The 23,282-nt window shown below is 73.1% G+C and carries 27 protein-coding genes; 16 read left to right on the top strand and 11 right to left on the bottom strand.

Going from position 1 to position 23,282, the window contains the following annotated elements:
* Positions 1-1,110 carry a heat-inducible transcriptional repressor HrcA gene (gene hrcA, locus FHS87_RS15170; protein ID WP_184520077.1) on the bottom strand — a complete coding sequence of 370 codons (1,110 nt, stop codon included), beginning with the start codon at positions 1,108-1,110 and terminating at the stop codon, positions 1-3.
* Positions 1,111-1,601: 491 nt separating this feature from the next.
* On the opposite strand from hrcA, the gene rph reads away from it, so the two are divergent.
* From rph to FHS87_RS15145, 5 genes are all read left to right on the top strand, one after another.
* Entirely contained in the window at positions 1,602-2,351 is a 750-nt protein-coding gene (gene rph, locus FHS87_RS15165) for a ribonuclease PH (protein ID WP_184520074.1), read from the top strand.
* Positions 2,348-2,956, top strand: coding sequence for an RdgB/HAM1 family non-canonical purine NTP pyrophosphatase (gene rdgB / locus FHS87_RS15160; RefSeq protein WP_184520071.1), 609 nt, complete (start codon positions 2,348-2,350; stop codon positions 2,954-2,956). Before rph ends, rdgB begins: the two co-directional genes overlap by 4 nt.
* A 66-nt stretch (positions 2,957-3,022) precedes the next feature.
* Positions 3,023-4,066: a flagellar motor protein MotB gene (locus tag FHS87_RS15155; RefSeq protein WP_184520069.1), complete on the top strand. Its 1,044-nt coding sequence runs from the start codon at positions 3,023-3,025 to the stop codon at positions 4,064-4,066.
* Positions 4,063-4,929 (top strand): flagellar motor stator protein MotA, encoded by an 867-nt coding sequence (gene motA / locus FHS87_RS15150; RefSeq protein WP_184520066.1) that lies wholly within the window; start codon positions 4,063-4,065, stop codon positions 4,927-4,929. Before FHS87_RS15155 ends, motA begins: the two co-directional genes overlap by 4 nt.
* Before the next feature lie 18 nt (positions 4,930-4,947).
* On the top strand, positions 4,948-5,373 hold the full coding sequence (locus FHS87_RS15145) for a PaaI family thioesterase (protein WP_184520064.1): 426 nt from the start codon (positions 4,948-4,950) through the stop codon (positions 5,371-5,373).
* On the opposite strand, the gene FHS87_RS15140 is transcribed toward FHS87_RS15145, so the two are convergent.
* Genes FHS87_RS15140 through FHS87_RS15130 form a run of 3 tightly spaced genes read right to left on the bottom strand, consistent with a single transcriptional unit; the run spans position 5,370 to position 6,946 of the window.
* Positions 5,370-6,137 (bottom strand): SDR family NAD(P)-dependent oxidoreductase, encoded by a 768-nt coding sequence (locus tag FHS87_RS15140; RefSeq protein WP_184520061.1) that lies wholly within the window; start codon positions 6,135-6,137, stop codon positions 5,370-5,372. The genes FHS87_RS15145 and FHS87_RS15140 overlap by 4 nt on opposite strands.
* Before the next feature lie 57 nt (positions 6,138-6,194).
* Positions 6,195-6,467 (bottom strand): hypothetical protein, encoded by a 273-nt coding sequence (locus FHS87_RS15135; protein ID WP_184520058.1) that lies wholly within the window; start codon positions 6,465-6,467, stop codon positions 6,195-6,197.
* Positions 6,464-6,946, bottom strand: coding sequence for a peroxiredoxin (locus tag FHS87_RS15130; RefSeq protein WP_184520055.1), 483 nt, complete (start codon positions 6,944-6,946; stop codon positions 6,464-6,466). The genes FHS87_RS15135 and FHS87_RS15130 overlap by 4 nt, the downstream gene beginning before the upstream one ends.
* A gap of 165 nt (positions 6,947-7,111) precedes the next feature.
* Here FHS87_RS15130 and FHS87_RS15125 point away from each other — a divergent pair, with 165 nt between their 5' ends.
* From FHS87_RS15125 to FHS87_RS15115, 3 genes are all read left to right on the top strand, one after another.
* Positions 7,112-7,804, top strand: coding sequence for a YqgE/AlgH family protein (locus FHS87_RS15125; RefSeq protein ID WP_184520052.1), 693 nt, complete (start codon positions 7,112-7,114; stop codon positions 7,802-7,804).
* A gap of 84 nt (positions 7,805-7,888) precedes the next feature.
* Positions 7,889-9,721, top strand: a complete 1,833-nt coding sequence (gene aspS, locus FHS87_RS15120) for an aspartate--tRNA ligase (RefSeq protein WP_184520049.1) — start codon at positions 7,889-7,891, stop codon at positions 9,719-9,721.
* 28 nt (positions 9,722-9,749) lie between these two features.
* Positions 9,750-10,628 carry an EipB family protein gene (locus FHS87_RS15115; protein ID WP_184520046.1) on the top strand — a complete coding sequence of 293 codons (879 nt, stop codon included), beginning with the start codon at positions 9,750-9,752 and terminating at the stop codon, positions 10,626-10,628.
* 37 nt (positions 10,629-10,665) lie between these two features.
* Here FHS87_RS15115 and FHS87_RS15110 read toward each other — a convergent pair whose 3' ends face one another.
* From FHS87_RS15110 to FHS87_RS15095, 4 genes are all read right to left on the bottom strand, one after another.
* On the bottom strand, positions 10,666-11,883 hold the full coding sequence (locus FHS87_RS15110) for an OprO/OprP family phosphate-selective porin (protein WP_184520043.1): 1,218 nt from the start codon (positions 11,881-11,883) through the stop codon (positions 10,666-10,668).
* Positions 11,884-11,991: 108 nt separating this feature from the next.
* Positions 11,992-12,510, bottom strand: a complete 519-nt coding sequence (locus FHS87_RS15105) for a hypothetical protein (RefSeq protein ID WP_184520040.1) — start codon at positions 12,508-12,510, stop codon at positions 11,992-11,994.
* A 118-nt stretch (positions 12,511-12,628) separates the two neighbouring features.
* On the bottom strand, positions 12,629-13,060 hold the full coding sequence (locus FHS87_RS15100) for a PaaI family thioesterase (RefSeq protein WP_184520037.1): 432 nt from the start codon (positions 13,058-13,060) through the stop codon (positions 12,629-12,631).
* Positions 13,057-14,490, bottom strand: a complete 1,434-nt coding sequence (locus tag FHS87_RS15095; protein ID WP_246418424.1) for an MATE family efflux transporter — start codon at positions 14,488-14,490, stop codon at positions 13,057-13,059. Before FHS87_RS15095 ends, FHS87_RS15100 begins: the two co-directional genes overlap by 4 nt.
* A gap of 116 nt (positions 14,491-14,606) precedes the next feature.
* On the opposite strand from FHS87_RS15095, the gene FHS87_RS15090 reads away from it, so the two are divergent.
* Together FHS87_RS15090 and FHS87_RS15085 are read left to right on the top strand one after the other, a co-directional pair.
* Positions 14,607-15,638 (top strand): alpha/beta hydrolase, encoded by a 1,032-nt coding sequence (locus tag FHS87_RS15090; protein WP_184520034.1) that lies wholly within the window; start codon positions 14,607-14,609, stop codon positions 15,636-15,638.
* Positions 15,639-15,681: 43 nt separating this feature from the next.
* The gene (locus tag FHS87_RS15085) at positions 15,682-16,524 is read left to right on the top strand and encodes a fumarylacetoacetate hydrolase family protein (RefSeq protein WP_184520031.1); all 843 of its coding nucleotides are present in this window, start codon (positions 15,682-15,684) and stop codon (positions 16,522-16,524) included.
* Positions 16,525-16,552: 28 nt separating this feature from the next.
* Here the strand turns inward: FHS87_RS15085 and hpxZ are convergent, their stop codons facing one another.
* Positions 16,553-16,936, bottom strand: a complete 384-nt coding sequence (gene hpxZ, locus FHS87_RS15080) for an oxalurate catabolism protein HpxZ (RefSeq protein ID WP_184520028.1) — start codon at positions 16,934-16,936, stop codon at positions 16,553-16,555.
* A gap of 403 nt (positions 16,937-17,339) precedes the next feature.
* Between hpxZ and FHS87_RS15075 the strand changes: the two genes are divergently transcribed.
* The 3 genes from FHS87_RS15075 to FHS87_RS15065 all read left to right on the top strand — a co-directional run bounded on the left by FHS87_RS15075 (position 17,340) and on the right by FHS87_RS15065 (position 18,885).
* A complete protein-coding gene (locus FHS87_RS15075; RefSeq protein WP_184520026.1) occupies positions 17,340-17,513 on the top strand; it encodes a hypothetical protein in 174 nt (57 codons plus the stop codon).
* 62 nt (positions 17,514-17,575) lie between these two features.
* Complete coding sequence (locus tag FHS87_RS15070; protein ID WP_184520023.1) at positions 17,576-18,346, top strand: carboxymuconolactone decarboxylase family protein; 771 nt, start codon at positions 17,576-17,578, stop codon at positions 18,344-18,346.
* A gap of 26 nt (positions 18,347-18,372) precedes the next feature.
* A complete protein-coding gene (locus tag FHS87_RS15065; protein ID WP_184520020.1) occupies positions 18,373-18,885 on the top strand; it encodes a (R)-mandelonitrile lyase in 513 nt (170 codons plus the stop codon).
* Positions 18,886-18,975: 90 nt separating this feature from the next.
* On the opposite strand, the gene FHS87_RS15060 is transcribed toward FHS87_RS15065, so the two are convergent.
* Positions 18,976-19,932 carry an SDR family oxidoreductase gene (locus FHS87_RS15060; RefSeq protein WP_184520016.1) on the bottom strand — a complete coding sequence of 319 codons (957 nt, stop codon included), beginning with the start codon at positions 19,930-19,932 and terminating at the stop codon, positions 18,976-18,978.
* A gap of 184 nt (positions 19,933-20,116) precedes the next feature.
* On the opposite strand from FHS87_RS15060, the gene FHS87_RS15055 reads away from it, so the two are divergent.
* Both FHS87_RS15055 and FHS87_RS15050 read left to right on the top strand, forming a co-directional pair.
* Positions 20,117-20,542, top strand: a complete 426-nt coding sequence (locus FHS87_RS15055; protein WP_184520014.1) for a PAS domain S-box protein — start codon at positions 20,117-20,119, stop codon at positions 20,540-20,542.
* Between the two features lie 246 nt (positions 20,543-20,788).
* Positions 20,789-21,778, top strand: coding sequence for a Gfo/Idh/MocA family protein (locus FHS87_RS15050; RefSeq protein ID WP_246418423.1), 990 nt, complete (start codon positions 20,789-20,791; stop codon positions 21,776-21,778).
* Between the two features lie 160 nt (positions 21,779-21,938).
* On the opposite strand, the gene FHS87_RS15045 is transcribed toward FHS87_RS15050, so the two are convergent.
* Entirely contained in the window at positions 21,939-22,823 is an 885-nt protein-coding gene (locus FHS87_RS15045) for an SMP-30/gluconolactonase/LRE family protein (RefSeq protein ID WP_184520011.1), read from the bottom strand.
* 156 nt (positions 22,824-22,979) lie between these two features.
* Here FHS87_RS15045 and FHS87_RS15040 point away from each other — a divergent pair, with 156 nt between their 5' ends.
* Complete coding sequence (locus FHS87_RS15040) at positions 22,980-23,195, top strand: hypothetical protein (RefSeq protein ID WP_184520008.1); 216 nt, start codon at positions 22,980-22,982, stop codon at positions 23,193-23,195.
* The last annotated feature ends 87 nt before the right edge of the window (positions 23,196-23,282 follow it).

Genomic DNA, 23,282 nt, shown 5'->3' with positions numbered 1-23,282 from the left:
TCAGCCCAGCATCCGCCCGATCACCTGCGCGGTGTAGTCCACCACCGGGATCACCCGGCCGTAGTTGATCCGCGTCGGCCCGATCACGCCGATGGCGCCGACGATCCGCTCCTGCCCGTTGCGGAAGGGCGCCACCACCATCGACAGCCCGGCGGTATCGAAGACCCCGCTCTCGGCGCCGATGAAGATCTGCACGCCCTGGCCGCGCTGGGCGAGTTCCAGCAGGCGCAGCATTGTCTCCTGCGCCTCCAGCCGGTCGAAGAGGGACTGGATCTCGGCCACCCGCGCCGCCTGGTCCAGGTTCTGCAGCAGGCGGGACTGGCCGCGCAGGATGAGCGAGCCCCCTCCCCCGCCCGCCCAGGTGGCGAGGCCGGACTGGACCACTTGGTTCGTCAGCGCGTCCAGCGCCGTGCGGTTGGCGGCGATCTCGGATTCGACGAGGTGGCGCGTGTCCTCCAACGTGCGCCCGTTCAGCCGGGCGTTGAGGTAGTTGCCGGCCTGGGCGAGCGAGCCGGCCGGCAGGCCCGCCGGCACCTCGATGATGCGGTTCTCCACCTGCCCGCGCTCGCCCACCAGCACCACCAGGGCGCGGCCGGGGCCGAGGGCGACGAACTCGATGTGGCGGAGGTTCGATTCGGCATTCGGCGCCACCACCAGCCCCGCGGCGCCGGCGAGGCCGGAGAGCATCTGCCCGGCCTCAGCCAGCGTGTCCTGCATGGAGCGGCCGGAGGCGGCGCAGCGCAGGGCGATGGACTCCCGCTCCTCATCCGTGAGGTCGCCGAATTCCAGCAGCCCGTCGACAAAGAGGCGCAGCCCCCGCTCCGTCGGCAGCCGCCCGGCGGAGGTATGGGGGGCGTAGAGCAGCCCCGCCTCCTCCAGATCGGCCATGGCGTTGCGGATCGTCGCGGGGGAGAGGGAGAGCGGCAGGCGGCGCGAGAGGGTGCGGCTACCCACCGGCTCCCCGGTTTCCACATAGAGTTCAACCACCTGCCGCAGGATCGACGCGCTGCGGTTATCCAGCCCGGGCAGGATGGTGCCCTGCGCCCCGGATCGGGGAGAGGATGCCCGGGGCGGGACGATGCCGGGGGGTTGCTTGGGCTGGGCGCCCATTCCTGAAGGGGTCTCCGTGTTTCCCTGAGAACCCTGAAAGCTAGGAAGGGGGCGGGCCACCGTCAACGAGTCCTCGCCGGGAGAGGCGATTCGCCTCACGGCCGTGGCCGGCGGGACCTTCCGGGAAGTCGGTTGCGCTGGCCCGGCGATACGTCCCGCCCGCCCGGGGTGAAGCATGGAGGACACATCCCAGGGTTGTGTTTACCAAGCCGCAACTTTCCGCTGCCACAATCGGTCACGCCCGAGACATTCTTCTGTCTCACGGCGCACCCCCCAATGAGGGCTGCCAACGGGATCTGGCTGGCGGAGGGCGCCATGGGCGATGCGCGGGACGGATCGGTGAGCGGAAGGGGACTTCCCTCGGTGGGGGCCTGGGCGACCATGCTGACCCTCTGGCTGTCCCCGACGGATCTCGCCGCCGCGGAGACAGCGTTGACAGGCCCCGGGCCGGGCGTGTTCCTCCCGCCTCCCCTCCAGGAGAGGCCCGACCGATGCCCCCCCTCACCGCCGGCGCCGTCCCTGGCGCTCGCCCCTCCGGCCGCACACCCGACCAGCTCCGAAGCCTGAGGCTGGAGCCGGGCGCCGCCCGCCATGCCGAGGGCTCCTGCCTCATCCGCATGGGGGTCACCGAGGTCCTCTGCACCGCCAGCGTCGAGGGCCGGGTGCCGCCCTTCCTGCGCGGCAAGGGCGAGGGCTGGGTCACGGCGGAGTACGGCATGCTCCCCCGCGCCACCCACAAGCGCGGGGACCGGGAGGCGGCGCGCGGCAAGCAGTCCGGCCGCACCCAGGAGATCCAGCGCCTGATCGGCCGCAGCCTGCGCGCCGTGACGGACCTGAAGGCCATGGGCGAGATGACGGTCACGCTCGACTGCGACGTGCTGACCGCGGATGGCGGCACGCGCTGCGCCGCCATCACCGGCGCCTGGGTGGCGCTGCACCTCGCCTTCCAGCACCTCATGCGGAACAACATCATGTCCCGAAACCCGCTGTCGGACCACGTGGCCGCGGTCTCCTGCGGCATCCATGGCGGCGTGCCCGTGCTCGACCTCGACTATGCCGAGGACAGCGCGGCCGAGACGGACGGCAACTTCGTGATGACGGCCTCCGGCGGGATCGTGGAGATCCAGGCCACGGCCGAGGGCGCCCCCTTCTCCGAATCGGAGCTGACGGATCTCGTCGCCCTCGCCCGCAAGGGCACGGCGGAGCTCTTCGCCGCCCAGCGCGCGGCGGTCGGGCTGTGAGCCGCCGGCTGTCGGAGGGGCGGCTCCTCCTCGCCACCCACAATGCCGGCAAGGCGCGGGAGGTGGCGGCGCTGCTGGCCGGGCACGGGATCGAGGTGGTGACGGCCGGCGAGCTGGGCCTGCCCGTGCCGGAGGAGACGGAGACGAGCTTCATCGGCAATGCGACGCTGAAGGCGCGGGCGGCCGCGAAGGCGAGCGGCATGGTCTCGCTGGCCGACGACTCCGGCTTCTCCGTCGCCGCGCTGGACGGTGCGCCGGGGGTCTACACCGCCGACTGGGCCGAGAAGCCCGACGGCACGCGCGACTACGCCGCCGCCATGGCGAAGGTGGAGCGCCTGGCCCGCCACGCGCGGGACCGCCGGGCCTGGTTCTCCTGCGCCCTCGTCCTCGCCTGGCCGGACGGCCATGTGGAGTCCTTCCTCGGCGAGGCGCATGGCGAATGGGTCTGGCCCCCGCGCGGGGCGGCGGGCTTCGGCTACGACCCGATGTTCGTGCCATCGGGCGAGTCGCAGACCTTCGCCGAGATGGACCCCGCCCGGAAGCACGCGATCAGCCACCGCGCCGCCGCCTTCCGCCTGCTCTCCGCCGCCTGCCTGCCCGATTAATCCGGGCGATCAACCCGGCCTTAACGCGGGGGCTGCACCCTGCATCCGATCAGCGGGTGCGGGGCCGTGGCAAAAGGCAAGGGCGAAGGCGTCACCATCGTCATCAAGAAGGAGGAGGGCGGGGAGGGCGGCCACCATGGCGGCGCCTGGAAGGTCGCCTATGCCGACTTCGTCACGGCGATGATGGCGTTCTTCCTCCTGATGTGGCTGCTCAATGCCACGACGGAGGAGCAGCGGCGCGGCCTCGCCGACTACTTCAACCCGACCAACGTCATGGGGCAGCGCCCCAGCGGCTCCGGCCAGCCCTTCGGGGGCCGCACGCCGAACTCCGAGGGCCAGGTCTCCTCGGACGCCTCCTCCGCGCGGCTGGAGACCGGGCCGCGCCCCGTGGTCTTCGACCTCGAGGAGGACGACAGCGACACGCCGGCCTCCGCCACCGAGAAGCGCGAGGGCCCCAAGGGCGACGACGAGACCGCCACCCCCACCCGCCTGATGGCCAGCCGCGCCGAGGGCGCGGGCGGCGCCGCGGAGGGCAGGGCCGAGGGGAAGGCCGAGGGCAAGGACGGCGTGGACCTGGCGAAGGCCACCGCCGAGGCGCTGCGCGAGGAGCACGAGAAGCGCGAGCGCGCGGCGCTGGAGGCGATGGCGGAGAACATCCGCGCCGCCGTGCGCGACGACCCCGCCCTGGCCGAGCTCGCCAAGCAGCTTCAGGTGGAGCAGGTGCCGGAGGGGCTGCGGATCCAGCTCATGGATGCCGAGCGCCAGCCCATGTTCGCCCTCGGCGGCAGCGCGCCCGGGGAGAAGGCCCGCGCGCTGCTGGCGAAGGTCGCCGGGGTGATCAACCGCGTGCCCAACGCGGTTTCCATCAGCGGCCACACCGATGCCACGCCGTTCCGCCCGGGGGCCCGCTCCAACTGGGATCTCTCGACCGAGCGGGCGAACGTCACCCGGCGCCTGCTGGTGGAGGGCGGCGTGGCCGAATTCCGGGTCCGCAGCGTGGCCGGCCTCGCCGAGCGCGAGCCTCTCCTGGCCAATGATCCGCAGAACCCCGCCAACCGGCGGGTCTCCATTCTTCTCCTGCGGGAGAACACGAGGAATGCCGCACCGTGACGACCATCATCGGCTTCGTCTTCCTGCTCGTCACCGTTTTCGGCGGCTACACCATCGCGGGCGGCAAGTTCGGGATCATCCTCAAGTCGCTGCCTTATGAGGCGCTGATGATCGGCGGCGCGGCGATCGGCGCCTTCATCATGTCCAACTCGATGCACGACGTGAAGCACACGCTCGGCGGCTTCGGGAAGATCTTCAAGGGCGCGCGCTTCCACAAGCAGGACTACGTGGAGATGCTGTCGCTTCTCTACTGGTTCGTCCGCCTCGTGCAGACGAAGGGCGCGATGGCGCTGGAGGCGCATATCGAGAAGCCGGACGAGAGCCCGGCCTTCAACAAGTTCCCCAAGATCAAAGGGAACCACGAGGCCGTCGCCATGATCTGCGACTACCTTCGCATGGTCGGCATGAACGCCGACGACCCGCACCAGATCGAGGACGTGATGGCGCGGGAGCTGAAGAAGATGAAGGAGGAGGAGATGCACCCCTCCCACGCCATCCAGAATATCGCGGACGCACTGCCGGCGCTGGGCATCGTCGCCGCGGTGCTCGGCGTCATCAAGACCATGGCTTCGATCGACCAGCCGCCCGCCGTGCTCGGCGGCATGATCGGCGGCGCGCTGGTGGGCACCTTCCTCGGCGTGCTTCTCGCCTACGGGCTGATGGGGCCGATGGCGGCGCGGCTGAAGGGCATCGTCGACGAGGAGTGCAAGTATTTCGAGGTGATCCGCGCCGTGCTCGTCGCCCATCTCCACGGCAACGCGCCGCAGGTTTCGGTGGAGACGGGGCGCAAGATGGCTCCCTCGGCCTACATGCCCACCTTCCAGGAGCTGGAGGCGGTGCTGCAGGATTTGCAGATCGCCTGATCCGCGGCAGGCTGGGGCATGGATGACAGCGCCCCCTTTCACGACCTGATCGGCATCACCGTGGACGAGTGGCGGGACGGCTTCGCCCGCCTCGCCCTCTTGGTGGAGAAGCGGCACCACAACCGCAGCGGCGTGCTGCACGGGGGCGTGCTGCTCTCCCTCATCGACCAGGCCGGGGGCTATGCCGGGCTGTTCTGCACGGTGCCCGGCCATGTCCGCCGCGCCGTCACGCTGGACCTCGACACGCGCTTCACCGGCCAGGTGACGGAGGGGCGGATCGTGGCGGAGGGCCGCGTCGTCACCGCCGGGCGCAACATCTTCTTCACCCGCACCGAGGTCCTCGGGCCTGATGGCACGGTGATCGCCTTCGGCTCCGGTACCCATCGCTGGCGCAGCGGCAGCAACCGGCCGGAGGGCGTGCCGGCCGATTCCCCCCTCGGCTAGGCGCCGCCCCAGTTCATCGTCAGCCCGCCATCCATCACGATCGTCTGGCCCGTGATGTATTCGGCGTCCGAGCCCGCGAGGAAGAGGGCGAGCTTGGCGATCTCCTCCGGCTGGCCGGCGCGGTGCCAGGGAATTTCCTTGAAGGAGGCCTCGCGCTTGGCCGGGTCCTCCAGCCGCTCCTCGGTCATCGGCGTCTGGATCAGCCCGGGGGCGATGCCGACCACGTTGATCTTCCGCGGCGCCAGCTCCACCGAGAGGCTGCGGATGAGCGATCCGACCCCCGCCTTGGACATACCGTAGGGTGCGCTGCCGTCCGTGGGCAGGTGCTGGGCGACGGAGGAGACGGTGATGATCTTGCTCCCCTCCGCCGGATCGCCCCGGAGGAAGGCGCGGCAGCACCAGAGGGGGCCGAGGAGGTTCGTGCGGATCACCACCTCCGCGTCCTCGTCCGACAGCTCGGCCACGGGCTTTTTCCCGCCCATGCCCTTGCCGGCGTTGTTCACCAGGATGTCCAGCCCGCCCAGCGCGCCGCGCGCGGCCTCGAAGGCGGCGTTCACCGCCCCTGAATCCATCACGTCCAACTGCGTCACGAAGGCCCGGCGCCCGGCGGATTCGATGCGCCGCGCCGTCTCGCCCGCCCCGGCCTCGTCCGTGTGGAAGGTGACGGCGACATCGGCCCCCGCCCGCGCGAAGGCGACGGCGATGGCCTGGCCGATGCCCGAATCAGCCCCCGTGACGAAGGCCCGCTTGCCCTGAAGCACCATCCCGCCGCTCCCTTCCCGAAGCCGGATCAAGCGCCGGGAGGGGAAGCGGGTTGCGCCTCAGCCCTTGCGGCGGAGCGCGCGCAGGTTGGCCGAGACGCGGCGCTGGGCCGGGCGGGCGGCGGCGGCCATCACCGCGGCCGGGTCCGCCCCCTGCATCGCGGCGCGGCCGGCGGCGAACCAGCCGTCGGAGAAGGCCTTCTGCTTCTCCAGGGCCAGCCGGGTCAGCTCCGCCCCGGCCCCGTCAGGCTTGGCCATCATGTTGAGGCTGTGGAGGGTGAAGACCCAGCCCGCCTGCCAGGCGAACAGGCCCCATTGCGCCGGGTTCGTCACAGCTTTGCCAGCACCGTTTCGGCGCTGCTCACATCGAAGGCGCCGGGCTGCTCGACCCCGACATAGGTCACCTTGCCGTCCTTGAGGATCATGGCGAAGCGCTGCGCCCGGACGCCCAGGCCGCGGGCGGTCAGGTCCTGCTCCAGGCCGAGGGCCTTGATGAAGTTGGCCGAGCCGTCGGCCAGCATCAGCACCTGGTCCTCCACGCCCTGGTCCTTGCCCCAGGCCTGCATCACAAAGGCGTCGTTCACCGCCACGCAGGCCACCGTGCCCACTCCCTTGGCCTTCAGCGCGGCCGCCTGCTGCACGAAACCGGGCAGGTGCTTGGCCGAGCAGGTGGGGGTGAAGGCGCCGGGCACGCCGAACAGCACCGCGGTGCCGGAGCCGAGAACCTCGGCACTATCCACCTCCTGAGGCCCCTCGGCACCGGCCTGCATGAGCTTGACGGAGGGGATGGTGTCGCCGGTCTGGATCGTCATGGGGGTCCTCGGGGGATGGGGCGGCAGTTTCGGCGCCCGTTTCGCCCGGCTGTCAACGGGCCTCTCCGCCCTCCGTTTCGCCGCGGCAGGCGGCGGGGCGCCGCGACCGGCGCCGCGCGTCGCGACCGGGTTGCAGCGCACAGGCGCGCACTCCATCTTCGCCGGATGACCAGGCGCCCGAAGGACAAGGCCCCTCTCCCGCCCTCTTTTGAGGAAGAGGATGAGTTCGAGCAGGAGGAGATGGAGGAGGGAGCATCCCCCATCCAGCTCTCCCGCATGGCCCGCCCCGGCCCGGCGGAGGAGGGCTGGCTCGGCGGCCAGATCCTCATCGCCATGCCGAGCATGGAGGACCCGCGCTTCGCCCGGAGCGTGATCTGCCTCTGCGCCCATTCCTCCGAGGGCGCGATGGGCATCGTGATCAACCGCGCCATCGAGAACCTCACCTTCGACGAGCTGCTGAAGCAGCTCGAAGTCACCCCTGTCCCGCCCCAGCGGCGCATCCGTCTCCATGCCGGCGGGCCGGTGGAGGGGGGGCGCGGCTTCGTGCTGCACACCGGGGACTGGTCGAGCGAGGGCAGCCTGACGGTGGAGGGCGGCTTCGCCCTCACGGCCAGCGTGGACATCCTCAAGGCCATCGCGGGCGGTGGCGGGCCGCGCCAGGGGCTGCTGGCCCTCGGCTATGCCGGCTGGGGCCCGGGCCAGCTGGAGAGCGAGATCGCCCACAACGCCTGGCTCTCCGTCTCCCCCGACGAGGCCATCCTCTTCACCGAGGAGGACCAGGACGCGAAGTGGCACCGGGCCCTGGCGAAGCTGAAGGTGGACCCGCTGCTGCTGGTGGACACGGCCGGGCGGGCCTGACGGGCGGGCCGGGAGGGTTGACAGCGGGGGGCCGCCTGCCCCTCTTGCCGCCCCGAACGAGTTCCAGCCCAGGTTCCCCGCCCCATGCACGCCTATCGCACCCATAACTGCGGCGCGCTCCGCGCCGCCGATGCCGGCAAGACCGTCCGGCTCTCCGGCTGGGTGCACCGCAAGCGCGACCATGGCGGGCTGCTCTTCATCGACCTGCGCGACCATTACGGCCTGACCCAGTGCGTGGTCCCCGCCGGATCGCCCGTCTTCGAGGCGGCGGACAACCTGCGCCCGGAGAGCGTGATCACCGTCACCGGGCAGGTGGTGGCGCGCGAGGCCGCGACGGTGAACCCGAAGCTGCCGACGGGCGAGGTGGAGCTGCGCGTGGCCGAGCTCCTCGTCCAGTCCGCGGCCGAGGTTCTGCCGATCCAGGTGGCGGGCGACCAGGAGTTCCCGGAGGAGCTGCGGCTGCGCTACCGCTTCCTCGACCTCCGGCGGGAGAAGCAGCACCGCAACCTCATGCTGCGCTCGGGCGTGATCGCCTCCATCCGCCGCCGCATGATCGATCAGGGCTTCACCGAGTTCCAGACGCCGCTGCTGACGGCATCCTCCCCCGAGGGCGCGCGGGACTTCCTCGTCCCCTCCCGCCTGCATCCGGGCAAGTTCTACGCGCTTCCCCAGGCGCCGCAGATGTTCAAGCAGCTCGCCATGGTCGCGGGCTTTGACCGCTACTTCCAGATCGCCCCCTGCTTCCGCGACGAGGCCGCGCGGGCCGACCGCTCGCCCGGCGAGTTCTACCAGCTCGACTTCGAGATGAGCTTCGTGACGCAGGAGGACGTCTTCGCCGCGATCGAGCCGGTGATGCACGGTGTGTTCGAGGAGTTCGGCGGCGGCCGCACCGTGACCCCCGCGCCCTTCCCGCGCATCGCCTATGACACGGCCATGCTCGAATACGGCTCGGACAAGCCGGACCTGCGCAACCCCATCAAGATCACGGATGTCACGCAGCACTTCGCGAACAGCGGCTTCGGCCTCTTCGCGAAGATTGCGGCCTCAGGCGGCATCGTGCGCGCCATCCCGGCCCCGGGCGCGGCCGACAAGCCCCGCGGCTTCTTCGACAAGCTGAACGAGTGGGCGCGCGAGCAGGGCGCGGGCGGCCTCGGCTACATCCAGTTCGCCGCCGACGGCGCCAAGGGCCCGATCGCCAAGAACCTGGAGGCCGACCGCGTAGAGGCCATCCGCGCCGCCTGCGGCTTGCAGACCGGGGACGCGGTGTTCTTTGCCGCCGGCAAGAAGGAGGACGCCCAGAAGTTCGCCGGCGCCGTGCGCACGCGCCTCGGCAACGAGCTGGACCTCATCGAGAAGGGCGCCTTCCGCTTCTGCTGGATCGTCGACTTCCCGATGTACGAGGAGAGCGAGGAGAAGCCGGGCGGCATCGACTTCAGCCACAACCCCTTCTCCATGCCGCAGGGCGGGCTGGAGGCACTGAACTCCATGAACCCGCTCGACATCAAGGCGTACCAGTACGACATCGTCTGCAACGGCATCGAGCTGTCCTCGGGCGCCATCCGCAACCACCGGCCGGACATCATGATCCGCGCCTTCGAGATCGCGGGCTACTCGGCGGATGAGGTGGAGGCGCGCTTCGGCGGCATGCTGAACGCCTTCCGCTACGGCGCCCCGCCCCATGGCGGCTCGGCGCCGGGCATCGACCGCATGGTGATGCTGCTGGCCGACGAGCCGAACATCCGCGAGGTCACGCTCTTCCCGCTGAACCAGGGGGCCGAGGACCTGATGATGGGCGCCCCCGCCCCCATCGAGCCCTCCCGCTGGAAGGAGCTGTTCCTGAAGCCGGACGTTCCGCCCGCGAAGGATGCGGCCGCCAAGGATGCGGCCAAGGGTGCAACGGCGGGCAAGAGCGCCTAAGTCAGGGGCGAACCGGAAAGGCTCCTCGATGCGCCTGCGCTCCTTCCTCGCCGCCACCGTCTCCCTGGGCACGGCCCTGGCCCTCGCCGGCCCGGCGCCCGCCCAGACTGCCGCCCCCACCGCCGCGCCCGCCGCCGCTGCCACCCAGGCCCCGGCCGCCCTGCCGGGCTCGGAGGCCATGGCGGCCCACCGGGCGGCGTATCGCCTGTCCTTCGACAAGGCGCGGGACAATTCGGACGTGGCGCGGGCCGAGGGGGTGATGCTCTTCGAGGTGCTGGACGCCTGCGACGGCTGGGCCAGCCGCCAGCGCCTGACCATGCGCCTGCAGGACCGGGACGGTCAGACGCTCGAGACCGCCTCGGACTACGCGACCTGGGAGAGCAAGGACGGCAAGCGCCTGCGCTTCTCCCTCACGCAGATGACGGCGGGGGCGGTGAGCAACCGCATCACCGGCGAGGCCACCCTCCAGCCCGACGGCACGGGGGTCGCGAATTACGAGCAGCCCCGCGCGGCGCAGGAGGCCCTGCCCGCCGGCACGCTGCTGCCCATGGCCCACACCATCCGCGCCATCGAGGCCGCCCGCGGCTCCCAGCGCCTGCTCAACGTGCCCCTGATGGACGGCACGAGCGAGGACGGCGCGCAGGAGAGCACCACCGTCCTCTCCCCCTGGCGGGCCGAGGCGGAGGCGCAGCCGCGTTTCCCCCTGCTGGCGAACCAGGGCAGCGGCCGGATGCGCATCGCCTTCTTCGGCAAGGACAGCAAGGGCGGCGGCGCCTCCTCCCCGGACTACGAGGTGGGGCTGCGCTACTACGCCAACGGCGTGGCGGACGAGCTGAACATGGATTTCGGCGAGTTCGCCGTGAACGGGAAGCTGGAGACGCTGGAGGCGGTCCCGGGCGGCTGCTAGCCGCCCTCGGGCGGCCGCCAGCCGCCCTGGCCAGCGCCTAGAGGTTGAAGGCGGCGCGGAAGCCGACGGCCTGGAAGTCCCGGTCGGGGCCGGACAGCCCCGTGGTGCCGTTCTCGTACTGCACACCCAGGCGCAGCCGCTCCGTCGGGAACCAGGTCAGGCCGACGCTCCAGATCGATTGCCGGGCGCCCCGCGCACCGTCCCGCAGGTCCACGGTGCTGTAGCGCGTGGCGAGCTCCAGCGCGCCCCGGTCGTCGGCGGCGCTCGGCCGCCTCCAGATCGCCTGGCGGTCGGACCGCTCGCGCGGCTTCCCGAACAGAGGCAGGGCGGCCTGGGCGTACCATCCCTCGAAGCGCCGGTTCCCGCCCTCGGCGGCGTCCACGCTCACCCGCTGCCACACCGCCTCGGCATAGAGCGGCCCGATGCGGCCGGCGATCTCGGGCCCGGCGGCCCAGGCGCCCTCCGCCTCGATCGCCCCGCTGTCGAGGAAGCGGCGGGTGTCCACGCGTAGCTCGGGATAGTCGCGCAGGCGCACGCTCTCCGGGCCGGGGCTCGTCCCCGGGCGGAACTGCGCCGACACATCGGCGCCGATCTGGAGCTGCAGCTCCGGGCGGCCCAGGGCCAGCACCACGGCCCGGGCCGCGAGCCCGCGCTGGCGCCCGTCATCGGGGCTGGAGGTGGTGCCCCCCGTGGCATAGGCGCTCGCATTCCACCGCGCCCCCTCCCCGCCGAGCGCCCCGTTCGCCTCCGCCCCCACAGCCAGCCGCGCGCTGCCCGAGGCGAGGCTGGCCACGACGTTGCTGATTGCCGCGCGCTCCATGAAGAGCACGTCGAAGGAGGAGGCGGCGTATTCCGGCAGGTGCTGCAGCTTGAAGGAGCCGGCGCGGAGGGCGAGGCCGGGGATGCCGACATAGGCGAGCTGCGCCTCGTAGAGGTAGCCGTAGTCCCGGGGATTGGAGCCGCCGAAATCGTAGGTGACGTCGAGGGTAATGTCGCGCAGCACCGTCCCCGTCACGCCGACGCGGCCGCGGCGCAGGTTCACCCCGCTGCGGTAGCCGCCGGGCTCGTCCTGCCCGAAGAAGGAGCCGCCATCGGCGTCCAGGCGCAGGGTGGGGGAGAGGGTGAAGTCGCCGCCGCCCAGCCGGAGCTCGGGGACCGGTCCCTTCCATCCCAGCCCGTCCGGCCGCGCGCCCTCCTCCGCGGCGGCCGGCAGGGCGGCCAGGAGCAGGAGGGCGATGATGGGTCGGCGCGGCATGGGCGTTCTCCTGCTCCGGGCCGGGCAGCACTGCCCCAGCCGCACCGCGCCGTCCATTGACGTAAGCGCCAGGAGAGGCGGGACCGCGCGGCCCCGCCCCCTGCCTTCTCAGCGCGCCGGCAGGGTGCCGACCTTGTCCAGGAGAAGGATCGCCGCCTCCACGCAGGCGCGGCTGGGCTCGCCCTCGGCGCAGCGGATGTCGATCGTCGCGTCGCCGCGCTCGAGATGGAAGCGCGCGGCGCGCGAGGGCGGGGGGCCGTGCCGGCCGCCATGCATCTCGCCGTGCATGTGGCCGTGGCCCTCCATGCCGGGCCCATGCCCCTCCATGCCGCGGCCGCCGCCCATCATGCCCGGCCCGTGCGGGCCGGCGCCCATCATCCCCGGTCCCTGCGGGCCGCCGGGCGGCATGGGCGGGCGGGGGCCGGGGCCGGGGGGCGGCGCCGGTATCCCGGCCTGCGGCCCCGCACCGGGCGGGGGCGGCGCGGGCACCCCGGCCTGGGGTGCGGGAGGCGCGGGCTGGGCCGCGGGGGGCGGCGGCGCGGCGGGGCCGGGCGCGGGCTGGGCCATGGACGGCCCCGTCAGGGCTGCCAGGGCCAGGGCCGCCGTCAGGATCGCGTGTCTGTGCATGTGTTCGCCTCCATCGCGGGCCGCGCCGCGGCGCGCCCGTGCGGAAGCACTCTGCCCCGCGCCCGGTTTCGCGTCCGGCACCGCCCGCAACAAGGCGTAACGCCCGTCAGTCCGGCCCTCAATCTGGCACGACGGCGCAGGTGAGGCGGGAGACGCAGGCGAGCCGACCGTCGGCCCGCCGGATCTCGGTCTGCCATACCTGGGTGGAGCGGCCGGTGTGGAAGGCCCGGCACTCGGCGGTGATGCTCCCGCCCTCGGGCACGGCGGCGAGGTGGTTCGCGTTGATCTCCATGCCGACGCAGTGGAAGCCCTCCGGCGCCGCCAGCGTGGCCGCGACGCTCCCCAGCGTCTCCGACACCACGACGGAGATGCCGCCATGCAGCACGCGCCAGGGCTGCACGTGGCGGTGGTCCACGGGCATGGCCGCGCGCAGGTAGTCCGGCCCGACCTCCGTGATCTCGATGCCCAGATGGGAGACGGCGCTGTTCGCCAGCCGCGCCATCAGCATCGCGGGGGTGGCGTTCTTCTTCCAGATCGGGGCGCTGCTCATCCCGGGATGGGGGCAGCGGCCGGGGCGCCCGTCAACCCGTCCTGCCCGGGAGAGCGCCCGGGTAGCCGCCCGGAGAGGCGCGACCAGCGCCAGGTCATCGCCCCCGCCACCCCGGCCAGCCCGACCACCAGCCCGGCCCAGATCCCGGGGGGGCCGAGCCCGGCGGGAAAGGCCAGGCCGAGGGCGGCGGTGAGGCCGAGCGCCCAGTAGCCGGCCGCGGCGATCAGCATGGGAACGCGCGTGTCCTGCAGCCCGCGCAGCGCCCCGGCGCCGACCACCTGCATCCCGTCGCTGAGCTGGAACAGCCCGGCGAAGAGGAGGAGGGTGGCGGCCAGCGCCGCCGTCTCCGCCGCGCCGGGGGCGGCGGGATCGAGGAAGATCGAGGCCAGCGCCCCCGGCGCCAGCAGCATCAGCGCGGCCATCGGCCCCATGAAGACGGCCGAGAGAGCGATGGCGGTCCAGCCCGCGCGCCGGGCCTCCCGCGCCCGCCCCGCCCCGATTGCCAGTCCCACCCGCGCCGTCGCCGCCTGTGCCAGGCCGAGGGGCACGGCGAAGGTGGTGCTCGCGATCTGGAGGGCGATGGCGTGGGCCGCGACCGCATGCGCGCCGAAAGCCCCCATGAAGAGCCCGACGGCGCTGAACAGCCCGATCTCCAGCAGCATCTGCGCCGCGATCGGCAGGCCGAGCGCCACCACCCGCCCCAGCCGGGAAGGGTCCAGCCGCCAGATCCGGCCGAAGAGCCGGTAGCGCCGCAGCCGGCGGTCCCGCATCACGAAGACGGCGAGGGCGAGGAACATGAAGGCGTCCGCTACCGCCCCCGCGATGCCCGCGCCCCGCACGCCCATGGCCGGCGCCCCGAGATTGCCGAAGACGAGCACCCAGCCGATCAGCGCGTTCAGCGGCACGGCCAGCAGCCCGATCACCAGCGGCGGCCCCGGCCGCTCCATGGCCGCCATGAAGCCGCGGAGGTTGAGGTAGAGGCCGAAGAAGGGGATGCCCCAGAGCACGCAGCGCATGAAGTCCTGCGCCGCATCCGCCAGGGCGGGGTCCTGCCCCAGCGCCCGCAGCACCGTGCCGCCGTTCCACATCACCACCATGCCCGGCACCGCCGCCAGCACCGCGCCCCAGACCCCCGCCCGGTGGGTGCGCCGCATGCCGCGCACATGGCCGATCCGCCCCCCCCGCTCCTGCGCGAGCAGCGCGGCAGTGGCGAGGGAGAGGCCGAAGCCGGGCGCCAGCATCGTCCAGAACACGGTGCTGGAGAGGGTGACGGCGGCCAGCGCCTCGGTGGAGACATGGCCGAGATAGGCGGAATCCGTCGCCAGCAGCGCCATCTGGGAGAGGTTGGTGAGCGCCATGGGCCAGGCGAGCAGGAGCATCGCCCGCGCCTCCGCCCACCACGCGCCGCGCGGCGCCGATGCCTTGATCATCGGCCGCATGTAGTGCCGGGAGAGCGCCGTTGGCAGGCGGCGGCGCGGGTGGCACGCTCGCCCCCAATGCAAGGCTCCCGGCCCACGGGACGCCGCCATGCCCGAGAGGACCGCCCATGCAGCGCCGCACCGTCCTGGCCGCCCCGCTCGCCGGGGGCGCCGCCCTCGCCCTCCCCGCCGCCGCCCAGCCCGCGGGGGTGGCGATGGACGAGGCGCTGATCCCCGGCGCCGAGCCCGGCACCCAGCTCTACCTCCGGAACAAGCGGCCCGAGGCGGGCGGCCCCGCGCGGGCGGACCGCACGGTCCTCTGCGTCCACGGCGCCACCTATCCCGCCAGCACGGGCTTCGACCTGCCGCTCTCGGGCGTGTCCTGGATGGACTACATGGCCGGGCGCGGCTTCGATGTCTGGAGCCTCGACCTCACGGGCTATGGCCGCTCCACCCGCCCGCCCGCTGATGCCGCCACGCCCCCGACGACCGGCGAGAAGGCGGTGGCCGATATCGGCGCGGCCCTGAAGCATATCCGCGAGACGCGCGGCGTGGCGAAGACGGGGCTGATCGGCTGGTCCTGGGGCACCACCCTCGTCTCGCGCTTCGCCACCGAGAATCCGGGGCTGGTGGAGCGGCTGGTGCTCTACGCCCCCCTCTGGCTGCGGGACGCGAGCAGCCGCGGCGCGGTGCCCGTGCCCGAGGGGCCGCTGCCCGCCTATCGCACGGTCACGCGCGCCCTGGCGCGGGAGCGCTGGCTGGCCGGGGCGCCGGAAAACAAGCGGGCGGGCCTCATCCCCCCCGGCTGGTACGAGTACTGGGCGGACGCCACCTTCGCGACGGACCCGGAGGGATCGCGCCAGGTGCCCTCCGTCCTGCGGGCGCCCAACGGCGTGCTGCAGGACCTCCGGGACTACTGGGACGCCGGCAAGCCTTTCTACGATCCCGCGAAGGTGACCGTGCCCGCCCTGCTCGTCCTGGGCGAGTGGGACCGGGACACGCCGCCCTCCATGGCCACCACCCTGTTCCCCCTGCTGGTGAATTCCCCGGGCAAGCGGCTTGTCATGCTCGCCGAGGGGACGCATGCCATCATGCTGGAGCGAAACCGCGGCGCCCTGTTCCAGGCCGTGCAGGTCTTCCTGGAGGAGGGCTCGGCCTGATCCCGGGCCGCGGCGGGCAACAAGGAAACGGAACCCCTCATCGATGAAGCTGCTGCGATATGGCCCGCCCGGCGCGGAGAAGCCCGGCCTGCTCGACGCCTCGGGCACGATCCGCGACCTCTCGGGCATCCTCCCCGACATCGCGGGGGAAGCGCTCTCGCCCGGCGGGCTGGAACGGCTGGCCGCGCTCGACGCGTCGGGCCTGCCCGAGGTGCCGGAGGGCACGCGGCTGGGCACGCCGGTCGGGGGCACGCGCAACTTCGTCGCCATCGGGCTGAACTACGCCGACCACGCGGCCGAGAGCGGCGCCCCCGTGCCGAAGGAGCCGATCGTCTTCCTCAAGTCGCTCAACACCCTGGCCGGGCCGGATGACAACGTCGCCATCCCGCCCGACAGCCACAAGAGCGACTGGGAGGTGGAGCTGGCGATCATCATCGGCACCCTCGCCCGCCGCGTCTCGCCCGAGGAGGCACTCGGCCATGTGGCCGGCTACGCCGTCTGCAACGATGTGTCCGAGCGCGAGTGGCAGCTCGAGCGCGGCGGCACCTGGGACAAGGGCAAGAGCGCGGACGGCTACGGCCCCGTCGGCCCCTGGCTCGTCACCACCGACGAGGTGCCGGACCCGCAGAACCTCTCCATGTGGCTGGAGTTGGACGGGAAGCGGATGCAGGACGGCACCACCCGCACGATGATCTTCGACGTGCGGACGATCGTCTCCTATGTCAGCCGCTTCATCACGCTCCATCCCGGCGACATCATCACCACCGGCACGCCGCCCGGCGTGGGGCTGGGGATGAAGCCGCCCGTCTATCTCCGGCCGGGCCAGGTGATGCGGCTGGGGATCGAGGGGCTGGGGGTGCAGACGCAGCGGACCGTGGCGGCCTGACCCTTTGCGCAGCGGTGCGGGAGGGGGCCTACCCCTCCGGCACCACGCTCACATGGGCGGCGACCACGCGCCATCCCTCGGGGAAGCGCACCCAGCTCTGGCTCTGCCGCCCGACCTTTCCCGGCGCACCCTCCCGATGGAACATCGTGTTCGCCACGGCGAAGTCGCGGCCATAGGTTGTTATGACAGTGCGCGACAGGCTGCGCGCCAGCCCCGCCGGGGGGCGGGCGCGGCGGAAGGCGCGGATCTCCTCCATGCCGTAGAGGTTCTCGGCAGCGCCGTAGCGGATCGTTTCCGGCGCGTCCCGGAACAGCTCCTCCAGCACGGGCACGTCGTTGGTAACGAGGGCCCGCTCGTAGCGGGCGAAGGCGGCCTCGACCTCGGCGCGCACCTCGGGAATGTCGATCCTCAACGCGGGTTCCTCCTGGGATAGCGGCGCGGATGCCTGCAAGGGCCAGGCCGGGTGGACAGCGGCTAGCTCGCCGAGCGCTTTGGCAGCTGCCAAGCGCCTATTTTGGTATGGCCCCGCCGGGGCCGCCCCTTCGAAGCCGATCCACCCCGGACCCGGCAGGCCAGCGGCCATGCCGCCCCAACCGGCCATCATACTCGGGGAGCGCCGAGGCGGGCACCGAGACCAGCCCTGCTCGCAGATGTCGGCCGTCAGGGCTCGGCGCGGTCATCCATAAGCATGCCTAATAGGCCTTTTCCTGCTTTGCGGCCTAATCGCAGCGGTCGGTGCCCCTTACCTCCAGGACAGAAGCGCGGCCTGGCTGAGAAGCCCGGCACGGACCGGATCTGTAGCGAGGTGGGGGCCCATGAGGATCAAGCGCGCGGGCTCGCAGCCCACCGGTGAGACGCCGACCGGGTGCTTTGCCGGCACCGTGCGGGCCGGTCCCGGGGCCGCAGGCACTCCGGTCACCTTCGAGCCGGGCGCCCTACCGCTCGGCCAGACGCTGGCCGCCGGACCCGCGCGCGGCGCTTCCGCCTGATCGGCGGGCTCCATCCCATCAACCGGCCGTCGGCAAAGCCGACAGCCCGACAGGAGACGAAGATGAAGCTTCTCCCCGCAGCCGCCGTGGCCCTGGCCCTTTGCAGCGCCTCATCCGCCCGGGCACAGGATGCGGGCTTCCCCCCGCCTTCCGACGATCTGCGAAGGGTCGCGCCTGCCCTCGGCCGCTACGAGCAGGATACGGTCTTCGGCAAGCTCTGGCAGCGCCCTGACCTCTCCCGGCGGGATCGCAGCATCGTCACGCTCTCGGCGCTGATCACTCGCAATCAGGCGGCCGAACTTCCGCGCTATCTCGGGCTAGCGCTCGATAGCGGCGTGAGGCCGGGCGAGATCTCCGGCCTCATCACCCACCTCGCCTTCTACTCCGGCTGGGCCAGCGCCATGGCGGCGGTCTCGGCGGCGAGGCCGGTCTTCGCGGCGCGCGGCATAGGCGCGGACCAGCTCCCTGCGGCCCAGCCCGGCCTCCTGCCGCTGGACGAGACCGCCGAGGCGCAGCGCGCCGCCCGTGTCGCGCAGGATGTCCGCCCCGTGGCGCCCGGCCTCGATCAGTTCACGACGGACACGCTGTTCCGCGACCTGTGGCTGCGCCCTGATCTGGCACCGCGCGACCGCAGCCTCGTCACCGTCAGCGCCCTCATCACGGCGGGCCAGGTCGCGCAGGTTCCCTACCATCTCGCCCGGGCCATGGATAACGGCCTGACGCGGGCGGAGGCGTCGGAGGTCGTCGCGCACCTCGCCTTCTACGCAGGCTGGCCGAACGCCTTCTCGGCCGTCCCCGCCGTGAAGGGCGTCCTCGACAGCCGCCCCAACTGACCCACCCCACCCGGAGGCCCACCGAGATGAGGCAGCTTGCCATCCTCGCCGTGACGACATCCCTGCTCGCATCGGCGAGCACCGCCGTCCTTGCCCAGGCGGCCACCCCCGTGGCTTCCGGCACATCCCAGGGCCAGGCGGAACTCAGGATCGCGCGTGCCGGTTCGCAGCCCTCGGCGAGAGGACCTGCCGAGCACTTCACCGGCTCCGTGCGCGTCGATCCGCTGTTCCCGGCCACCGCGCCGTCGCGGATGTCCGGCGGCAGCGTCACCTTCGAGCCCGGCGCCCGCTCGGCCTGGCACACCCACCCGGTGGGGCAGGTGCTCGTGGTGACCGCGGGGGTCGGCTGGGTCCAGCGCGAGGGCGGCCCCGTCGAGGAGATGCGCCCCGGCGACGTGGTCTGGATCCCGCCCGGGCTGAGGCACTGGCACGGCGCCGCCGCGACGACCGGCGTGACCCACATTGCCCTCCAGGAGCAGGTGGACGGACAGGCCGTGACCTGGATGGAGAAGGTCTCGGACGCGCAGTACCGGCGGTGACGGCGATGGGGCCCTGAGAGGCGCTGCATCCTATCGCCGCGGCAGGGCCGGTTCGGGTCGCGAGCCGCCCCTTCCGGCCCCTTTCCCCCTCTACCGCCGGCGGAGGATCAGGAACCCGATGATCCCCGCCATGGCCAGCCAGGCCTTGGGCGGCACCTTGATCCCCGCCCCCGTGCTGAACCCGCCATAGACGCCGTGATCCGCCGGCGCCTGGAAGAGGTTGCCGTCAGAGATCCCCGCGGGCGGGGCGCTGCCGATCCCCTTCTTCAGCATCACCCCCGCCGCCCAGCGCATCGGCGCCGGGGCGAGGGTCGCGAGCACCCGCAGGCCCGCCGCCATCAGCCCCACCGGCACCGCGTTGCGCGGGTGGCGGATGACGGAGGCGATCGCCTCGGCCACCTCGAAGGGCGAGGTCATGGGGCCGCCCACATTGATGCGGTGCCCCGTGTGGTTCGCGCCGTGGCGCAGGCCCGGCGTGTCCACCACGCTGGGGAAGATGTCGCAGACCTGGATGTCGGGCCAGTCGTGCAGCTCGCCGCGCAGGGATTCCGTGAAGCCGCGCAGCCCCCGCTTCGAGGCGGCGTAGGAGGAGGCGAAGGGGGTGGGCACCCAGGAGCCGATGGAGAGGGTGTTCACCAGCACCCCCTGCCGCTGCCCCTTGAAGATCGGGAGGACGGCGTGCGCCCCGTTGATCTGGCCGAGCAGGTTGGTGCGGATCGTCCGCTCATGCGCCTCGGCCGGCACCTCCTCGAAGGGCCCGATCACGCCGACGCCGGCATTGTTGATCCAGACATCGATGCGGCCGAAGCGGGCGCGGGCGGCCTCGGCCAGGCGCTTCACCGCCTCGGCGTCCCCCACATCGGTCGGCACGGCGATGGCCTCCGCCCCCAGCCGCTCGCACTCGGCGCGCACCGTCCCCAGCGTGTCCTCCCGGCGGGAGGCGAGGACGAGATGGGCGCCCTCCCGCGCCAGGAGCTGGGCCGTGGCGCGGCCGATGCCGCTGGACGCGCCGGCGATCACCACGACGGAACCCTGGATCCGGGGCATGGGCCCACTCCTTCCTCTTCCCGCCCGGTCGGCCGGGCGGCGTGCCGGCATTAACCGGGGAGGCCACCCCCGGTTCCCCGATGTCGCGCGAAGAGGCGCCGGAGCCCGGTGACCTGACGCCATGTTGCGCGTTCACACATCGCATCGGCGGCGGATCGACCTCGCCGGGCAGGGAGTCGGCGCGTTGCTGAACCAGCCGTTCGGGCAGGCCCTCGCTGATGAGAGCGGGCGGTTCACGCAGGTGGACCGGACCCTGTGCGAGATGCTCGGCTTCGAGATGCGGGCCCTCCTCCAGCGCAGCATCCACGACATCACCCATCCCGACGACTGGCCGAGCAACCAGCCCCTGCTCGAGCGCCTGCTGGCGCATGACGAGCCCTTCACCATCGTGAAGCGCTACCTCCGCGCCGACGGCACGGCCGTCTGGGTGCAGAACTACGTCTCCGTCCTGCGCGACGCGGAGGGGAGGCGGGCGATCTCCGCCCTGATAAGGCCCGTCCTGCCCCCGGCCGGGGCGCGCGTTCCCCATCGCAAGGGTGGCGCGGCCGAGCTGCCGGCACCGGCGGGACAGGCGAGCAAGCCTCGTCACTCCGGCCGCTTCCTGCACTGAGGGCCGCCTCGCCCCCAACGACGACACCGGGGCTGGCGGCCGCATCCACCCCGGGGCGGCCCCGCATCTGAACGGGCGCTGACGCCCGCATCCACCCCGGGCCTACCCCGAGGGCTGGCGCCCTCATCCACCGGGGGCTGGCGCCCTCATCCACCGGGGGCTGGCGCCCGCATATCCCCGGGGGCTGGCGCCCCACGCCCCTCTCCCCCATGGTCCGCCGCGATCGGAACAGGGGACGCAACGGCCTTGGCATCAGCGGCGAGCGACGCGGTGGCGTTGGGCATCATCGGCTTCGGCATCATGGGGGAGCGGCTGCTGCGCGCGGCGCTGGGCCACCCCGCACCGCCCGTGCGGCTCAGCGGGATCTGGGACCCCTCCCCCGCCGCCGCGGAGCGCCTGAAGGAGGTCTCGCCCGACCTGTCGATGGCGGGGAGCGCCGAGGCGGTGATCGCGGGCTGCGACCTTCTCTACATCGCCGCCCCGCCCGCGGCGCATCTCCCTCTGGCCGAGGCCGCGCTGGGTGCCGGGCGGGCCGTGTTCCTGGAGAAGCCGCTCTCCCACGACACCGTCGCCGCGCGCCGCTTCGTGGAGCGGGCGGAGGCCTCGGGCGCGCGGGCCGGGGTGAACTTCCCCATGGCCTCCTCCCCGGCCGTGGCGGGGCTGCGGGACTGGATCGGGGAGGGCGCGGTGGGCATGCCCGCCTCACTGGAGATCGAGGTCGCCTTCGCCACCTGGCCCCGATCCTGGCAGCGCGACGCCGCCGCCTGGCTGTCCGGCCGCGCCGAGGGAGGCTTCACGCGAGAGGTGGTGTCCCATTTCCTCTTCCTCACCCGCCGCCTGCTCGGCCCCCTCTCTCTGGAGAGCGCCCGGGCGCGCTTCCCCGGAGATGAGGGCGCGGAGACGGCGATCGAGGCGCGGCTGAGCGCGGGCGGCACCCCCGTCCTCCTGCGCGGCGGCGTCGGCACGACGGAGCGGGACGACACGAATTCCTGGACCCTGCGCGGCCCGGCCGGCGCGGTGCGCCTGCGGGACTGGTCGGTCGCGGAGCGGGAGGGGCCCGGCGGCTGGGCCGCCGCCCCCGACGCCCTGCCGAACGAGCGCATGCGCCCCCTCGTCCTCCAGGGGCAGCTCGACAAGGCGGCGGCGATGACGCGCGGCGAGCCCCACTCCCTCGCCACGCTGCGCGAGGCGCTGGAGGTTCAGGAGGTGGTGGAGGCGATCCTGGCGGCGGGCTGAGCCGCCCGGTCCCTCCGGCGGACCGGGCCGCCCGCGTCATACGGCGGGCCAGGGCCCCGTCTTCCGGCGGGCCTGGCCGTCCCACCCACCAGCAGGCCTGGCCGTCCCATCTTCCAGTGGGTCTGGCCGCCCCATCCTCAGGCAGGCCGGGCCGCCCGCATCACCCGCCGGGCCGCACCCGGCCCGCGGGCAGCCCGGCCACCTCCGTTCGCACGGCGAAGAGCCCGCCCGCCGGCCCCTCGTCCTCCCGCCCCTCGCCGCCGGCGGTGGTGATGAACAGGGTGCGGAAGTCGGCGCCGCCGAAGGCGAGGCTCGTCACCTTCGGCACGGGCAGGGCGATGCTCCCGCGATGCGCGCCGTCCGGGCCGAAGCGGGAGACCCGGCCGCCATCCCAGTGGGCGACCCAGAGGCAGCCCTCGGCATCCACCGTCATGCCGTCGGGGAAGCCGTCGTCCCCGGCGAAGCGGATGAACTCGCGCCGTTCCCCCAGTCGGCCATCCCTCATCGCGTAGGCGAAGACCGTGTGCGCGGGGCTGTCGCCGAGATAGAGGGTGCGCCCGTCCGGGGAGAAGGCGGGGCCGTTCGCGACGGTGAAGGGCCCCGCCACGCGCGGCGCCCTCCCCGGCCCGAGCAGCAGGTGGAGCGCCCCCTCGGGCGCCTCCTCCCCCTCCTCCATGGTGGAGAACCAGAGGCGGCCGGCGGCGTCCGCCTTGCCGTCGTTCAGCCGGTGCCGGGAGGGGTCGTGCCCTTCCGGCGCGGCCAGCCGCTCCAGCCGGCCCGTCGCGGGCTCGAAGAGGCCCGGGCCGGAGCGAAGGCCGAGGATCAGCCGCGCGGGATCGTCGGTGAGGGCGGCGTGGCCCGGCTCCTCCGCTAGGTCCCAGGAGGCGCGGCTGCCCCCCGCCTCGTCGGCCCGGTGCAGGCGGCGCCCGCGGATGTCCACCCACCAGAGCCGGGCGATGCGGTCGTCCCACAGCGCGCCCTCGCCCAGCTCGGCGCCGGCGGGCCAGATGAGCCGGGGCGGACCGGCGGGCTCCGGGCCGCTCATGCGGGGCCTCGGCATCGTCGTTCGGTGCGCATGGTCGGCCTCCCCTGCTTTCCCCGCAGCAACCCGCCCGGTCGCCCCGGGGTTGCGGGCCGCCGCGCAACCGCCCGCGCCGGAGGGCGCTCCTCTTCTCTCATCGATGCAGGAGCGGAGGCGGCCATGACCGAGCAGAACCCGGACGATCCCGGGCACGACCCCGGCGACTCCGTGCCCCCCGGCGTGGCGCCGCTGGAGCCGGCGCCGCTGACCGCGGAGGACAAGAAGGTGAAGCGGAAGCTGGAGGAGCTCGGGAAGGATTCCGGCGAGCCGCCGACGGAACCCGGCACCCCGCAGGGCCAGGCGGAGACCACGGGGCCCGAGAACGAGGGGCGCTGAGGCCGCGCGGCTTGCCGCCCCGGGCTCCCTTCGCGGGGCCCCAGGCGGGCGGCGCAACCGGAGTGCCACTTTACAGGCGGCGGCGGT

It is taken from the genome of Muricoccus pecuniae (assembly GCF_014199205.1).
GTDB lineage: Bacteria > Pseudomonadota > Alphaproteobacteria > Acetobacterales > Acetobacteraceae > Roseomonas > Roseomonas pecuniae.
The sequence above is the reverse complement of the archived record's forward strand: the minus strand, read 5'-3'. Positions and strand labels throughout refer to the sequence as shown.